This window comes from Streptomyces sp. MnatMP-M17, from assembly GCF_900091995.1.
Taxonomy (GTDB): domain Bacteria; phylum Actinomycetota; class Actinomycetes; order Streptomycetales; family Streptomycetaceae; genus Streptomyces.
The window spans coordinates 1-5,585 of record NZ_FMDK01000440.1 but is presented as its reverse complement, the minus strand read 5'-3'; the positions used below and the strand labels follow the sequence as shown (position 1 = coordinate 5,585).

The following is a 5,585-nucleotide window of genomic DNA, read 5'->3' as shown; positions in this document are numbered from 1 at the left end:
TGCCGCATCCCGCCGGAGAACTCGTGCGGATACTGCCGCGCCCGCCGCTCCGCGGCCGGGATCCGCACCGCGCGCAGCCGGTCGACCGCGCGGGCCAGCGCCCGGCTCCGCGACAGTCCCTGGTGCTGCTCGGCCACCTCCGCCAGTTGCCGCCCGATGCGCCGGGTCGGGTTGAAGGAGGTCATCGGGTCCTGGAACACCATCGCGAGCGACATGCCGAGCAGCGGGCGCAGCTCCCGCTCCGAGGTCGTCAGCAGCGGCGTTCCGGCGAATTCGAGCCGGTCCGCGGTCACCACACCCGGCGCCTCGATCAGCCGCGACACGGCCAGTCCGGTCAGGCTCTTGCCCGACCCGGACTCCCCGACGACACCGACCGCCTCGCCCACGCGCACGGTGAAGCTCACGCCGCGCACCGGCGCCGTCCATCCGGCCGGTCCCGGGAAGGCCACCTGGAGGTTCTCCACCACCAGCAGCGGCTCGTCGCCGGTCTTCTCCTCGGCCGTAGTCGCCGCCGTCGTACGGACGGGCGGCACCGGCCGGTCCCGGATCCTCGCCGACGGCGTACGCACGCCGACGACCGCCGCGACGGTCTCTCCCACCAGGTTGAACGCCAGTCCCGCGAGGACCACCGCCGCCCCGGGCGCGAGCGCGACGGCCGGGTTCACATAGATACCGTCCAGGCCCTCCCGGAGCAGCCGTCCCCAGTCGTAGTCGGGCGCCTGTACGCCGATGCCGAGGAACGACAGCCCGGAGAACGCGAGCAGGGCGCCGCCCGCGCCGATGGTCGCGTTCACCACCAGCGGCTCGCCGATATTGGGCAGCACGTGCCGGACGAGCAGCCGGAAGCGGCCGACGCCCGCGATCCGCGCGGCGGAGACGAAGTCCCGGCCCACCACACCGGCGGCGAGCGTCTGCACCAGCCGTGCGAAGCCCGGGGCCAGCGCGAACGCAATCGCGAGCGTCGCCCCGCGGGTGCCGACGCCGAAGATGACCGCGAAGAACAGCGCCAGCAGCAGACCGGGAAAGGCCACGGCGATGTTCACCGCGGATGTCACCAGCCGGCCCGCCGGGCGCGGCAGCACCGAGGGCAGCGTGCCCAGCACCAGCCCGGCCGTGACCCCGATCGCGGTGGCGGCCACCGCCAGCTCGACGGAGAGCCGGGTCGCCACCAGCGTCCGGTGGAAGATGTCACGGCCGAGCGAGTCCGTCCCCAGCAGGTGCGCTCCGGACGGGCCCTGGCCGATCGCGTTCGTGTCGACCGCGGCGGCCCGGTCGCCCCACACGACCGGCGCCAGAGCGGCCAGCAGGACCACCGCCACCAGCAGGACCGCGGAGCACGCGCCCACCGGTGTCCGTACGGCCGCCAGCCAGGGCGCGCCGCGCCTCGTCCTCTTCGGCACCACCGCCGTCGCTGCCGTCGTCGTCGCCGTCATCTCAGCTCTCCCGGATTGTCGAACGCGGGTCGAGCAGCGCCAGCAACACATCGACCAGCAGATTCACCAGCAGCACCCCGATGCCGTACACGAGCACGACACCCTGCACCAGCGGGTAGTCCTTCTGCAGGATCGACTGCACGATCGTCGAACCGAGACCGGGCCAGGCGAAGACGTTCTCCACCAGGACCGTCCCGGCGACCATCGAGGTGAGCATCAGCCCGCCCATCGTCAGCGCGGCGGTCAGTGCGTTCGGCAGCGCGTGCCGTACGTACACCAGTCGGCCGGGCAGCCGCTTCGCCCTCGCGGTGCGGATGTAGTCGTCGCCCAGCACCGCCAGCATCTCCACCCGTACGATCCGTGCCAGCACCGCGGCCGGGCCGATCGCCAGCGCCGCCACCGGCAGTACGTAGGAGCCGGCGCCGTCGCTGCCCGCGACCGGGAACCAGCCCAGCCGCACGGACAGCAGCGCGACCAGCCCCACCGCGACCAGGAACTCCGGTACGGCGGCGAGGAACACGCTCACCGAGGTGAACGCCAGCTCGCCGCCGCGCCGTCGGCCGCCTCTGGTCAGCACCGCGAACAGCGCACCGAGCGGGACGGACAGGACGACCACCACGGCGAACGCCGGCAGCGCCAGCTCCAGCGTCGCGGGCAGCCGGTCACCGATCACCTGGGACACCGGCTGGCCGCTGCCCATCGACGTCCTGAAGTCGCCGGTGAACAGACCGCCCAGGTAGTGGCCGTACCGCACCCACACCGGGTCGTTCAGGCCCAGCGCCTCCCGCCGGGCCTCGATCAGTTCGACGGGCGCCGTCAGACCCAGCGAGGCCCGGACCGGATCGCCCGGGACCAACTGGATCATCAGGAACGCCGTGGTCACCAGTACCCACAGCGAGACGAGGAACCGTCCCAGCCTGCGCCGGGCGAACGAGAGCCAGGGCCCGGCGTGCGGGGCTCCGGCGCGCGGGCCGGACGCCACGGCCACGGCGGTCACCGCGCGTACATCCTGATCGTCGACGGGAGGATGGAGCCCTCGCTGAGCTCGAATCGCGCGTCACTGCCGAAAATCGGGGTGACGGTGTTCACGAACGGCACCACGTCCAGCTTCTTGAACAGTGCCTTCTCGGCCGCGAGCCAGGCGGGACAACTCGCCTCGCCGGCCAGTCCCGCCGCCTCGCGCACCTGTGCCGTGTACTCGGCGTTCGCCATGTGCGCGAAGTTCGTGCCGTCCGGCGGCGTCCGTCCCGAGAGGAACGGCACCGCCTGGCTCGGCAGCGAGAACCCCATCGGGGCCAGTGAGACGTCCCAGTCCCCGGTGCCGAAGAGCGTCTGGCTGACGCCCGGACCGTCGACGGCCTTCAGCGTGACGTCGGCGCCGATCTCCTTCCACATCTGCTGGACCAGTTCGGCGGCGGGTGCCGCCGTCGGACCGAGGACGGACCCGTAGATCACGGTGAGGGCGAGCCTCTTGCCGTCCTTGACGCGTACGCCGTCCGGGCCCGCGCGCCAGCCGGCCGCGTCCAGCGCCGCCTTGGCCGCGCCGATGTCGTGCGCGGGCACATTGCCCGTGACGGAGTCGCCGGAGCAGGCTCGCGGCTCGGCCGTGATGAGGCCGGTGGCCGCCTGGCCGCTGCCGCTGGTGAGCACCTTGCCGACCTCCGGCAGGTCGAGTGCCTGGGTCAGGGCGCGGCGGACCTCCTCGTCCTTGCCCGCCCGGCCGGGGGCCTGGTTGAAGAATATTTCGCCCCACACCACGGAGTAGTCCGCGTGGAACAGCTTCTGGGCCGTCAGCCGCTTCTGGTCGGGGCCGTAGACCTGGGCGGCGTTGAGCTGGCCGGACAACAGGAGGTTCGACGCGGTCGTGGCGTTCGAGATCACGCGCAGGACCACCTTGTCGGGCAGGCCCCGCTCGTCCGCCTTTCCCGCGCCGGGACCCCAGGTGCGGTCCTTGCGGCGGGTGAGCGTGTAGTGGTCGTTCGCCACGGCCTCGGTGAGGGTGAACATGCCGGTGCCGGCCCCGCCCTTGGCGAGCAGCGAACGGTTCTTCAGGCCCGCCGCGCACACGATGGGCAGACTGCCCGTGTTGCGGAGCAGGAAGGCGTCCGGCGCACCGCTGGTCACGGTGACGGTGCGCGTCGCGCCGTCGGCCGTCGCCTTGGTCCCGGGCGCGATGCTCAGACCGGCCCTCGGTGACTTGTTCGCCGGATCCCCGACGAAGTTGATGTTGGCCGCGACGTCTCCGGCCGTCAGCGGTGTACCGTCGGCGCAGGTGATGCCGGGCCGCAGGGTGAAGGTGGCCGTGGCCGTCGTGGCCTCCCACTTCTCGGCGAGCCCCGCCACCGGCCGGCCGTCCTGGGCGAGGCCGAGCAGTGAGTCGTAGAGGTAGGCGTCGGCCTGGAGTGCGGCTGACAGAACCGTCATATGGGGGTCGAGTGTCCCGGGGTCGGAGGTGAGCGCCTGGGAGAACGTCTTGCCGTTCACAAGCTCCTTGTCCGCGTCCGGGCCCTGGCTCCCTCCCGGTCCTCCGCACGCGCTCGCGGTGAGCACGACGGCGCCGGCCAGCGTGACGGTGCGCCGCAGGGCCGTTCGCGCGGCCCTGTCGTCGGCGCGCCTCACCTCTCGACCCGTCGGTCGGCACGGCCGGTGTGCACGAACAGCGCGCGGCCCTCTCCGTCGTCGCCGACGAAGGCGTACGGGAGGAACAGCCCCCCCGAGCGGTTCTACGGCGACCAGGGTGTCTCCGTCGTACGCGACCAGTTCGGTCTTCCCGAAAGACTTTCCGACCGCTGTGCTGATCGGGCCCTTGGGGAGGCGCTCGGCCCACAGCCGCCCTTCGGGGTCGTGGCTGACCACGATGTCGAATACGGACGACGCGTAGGTGCCCACGAACCGGGACGCCCGGGCACCGGCCGATTCCGCGCCCGGCGCCGACCGCGCGCCCGGCGCCGGCAGTGCGGGCAGCCCTATCCCGGCCAGCTCGCGCAGAACATGCCCGACGAGTGTGGTGTACAGCGGGAGCGTGTCGCCGCCGTTGGTCAGCAGCGCCACCGCGACATCGTGTTCCGGCACCACCCGCAGGAACGCCGACTGGCCGACCGTACCGCCGTCGTGGCCGACGACCGCGCCGTCCGGCCAGTCGAACAGCGACCAGCCCAGCCCCCAGCCCGTGCCGATGAACCCGAGGTTCGGCAGCTCCACCTGGCGCTGCCGCATGGCGAGCGCGCTCTCCGCCGAGAGGACCCGCGTCCCGTCCGGACCCAGGCCGCCGTCGATGTGCATGCGCGCGAAGGTGATCAAGTCGCGCGGCGGCATCGCCAGCATCGACCCGCCGGGCACGTTCGACCGGGCCAGCGACCAGACCGGCGCCAGGACCGGCCCGTCGCCCTCCGGAGAGGGAAGGTGGCCGATCGCGGCGCGGTGCATGATCGCTTCGTAGGGGGAGGGAGCGGTGTGCGTCAGTCCCAGGGGCTTGCTCAGATACTCGTCCAGACACGTGTCGTAGGGCTTGCCCCGCAGCACCTCGACGAGACGGCCGAGTACACAGAAACCGGCGTTGCTGTACGAGAACATCTCGCCCGGCGCGAAGAGCTGGGGCATGTCGGCGAGCAGCGGTATCAGCTTGGCCACCGCGTCGTCGCCCCGTCCGGTGTCGGTGAAGACGTCCCCCTCGAATCCGCTGGTGTGGCACAGGAGCTGCCGTACGGTGATCTCCGCCGCGGCGTTGTCGTCGGCGAGGACGAACTCCGGGAGATACGTCCGGACCGGCGCGTCGAGGTCCACCGCGCCCTCGTCCACGAGCTGCATCACCAGGGTGGCGGTCCAGACCTTGGTGATCGAGCCGATCTGGAAGACGGAGTCCGTGGTGGCCTCGACGCCGGTGTTCTTGTTCAGGACGCCGGCCGCCCGGGTGATGACCTCACCGTGCGCGTACACCGCGACCGACGCGGCGGGCACCTGGTGTTCGGCCAGCAGCCCGGGCAGGCGGTCTTCCAGCCAGACGTCGAGTTCATTGAGTTTCGACATGCGCACCTCGTTGTGTCTGAGACGGGAGAGCGGGCGATTTCGGGGATGGTAGGACCCGCGCCGTCACCGCCGATTCGTGAAGGACGACGAGAACGGACGGAACATTCATCGCGGCGGACGAACCCC

At 71.9% G+C, this 5,585-nt stretch carries 3 protein-coding genes; all 3 read right to left on the bottom strand.

Features of this window, described 5'->3' with window-relative positions; translation table 11 throughout:
• A partial coding sequence (locus GA0115259_RS19945; protein ID WP_093598880.1) for an ABC transporter permease subunit occupies nt 1-1,433 on the bottom strand: 1,433 nt, incomplete at its 3' end.
• 1 nt (nt 1,434) lies between these two features.
• On the bottom strand, nt 1,435-2,430 hold the full coding sequence (locus GA0115259_RS19940) for an ABC transporter permease (RefSeq protein ID WP_256098053.1): 996 nt from the start codon (nt 2,428-2,430) through the stop codon (nt 1,435-1,437).
• Entirely contained in the window at nt 2,427-5,459 is a 3,033-nt protein-coding gene (locus GA0115259_RS41995; protein ID WP_237540232.1) for a serine hydrolase, read from the bottom strand. Before GA0115259_RS41995 ends, GA0115259_RS19940 begins: the two co-directional genes overlap by 4 nt.
• Between the last annotated feature and the right edge of the window lie 126 nt (nt 5,460-5,585).

Coding starts and splice junctions, on each gene's coding strand:
- GA0115259_RS41995 (WP_237540232.1), bottom strand. CDS start 5,459: ATGTCGAAACTCAATGAACTCGACGTCTGGCTGGAAGACCGCCTGCCC.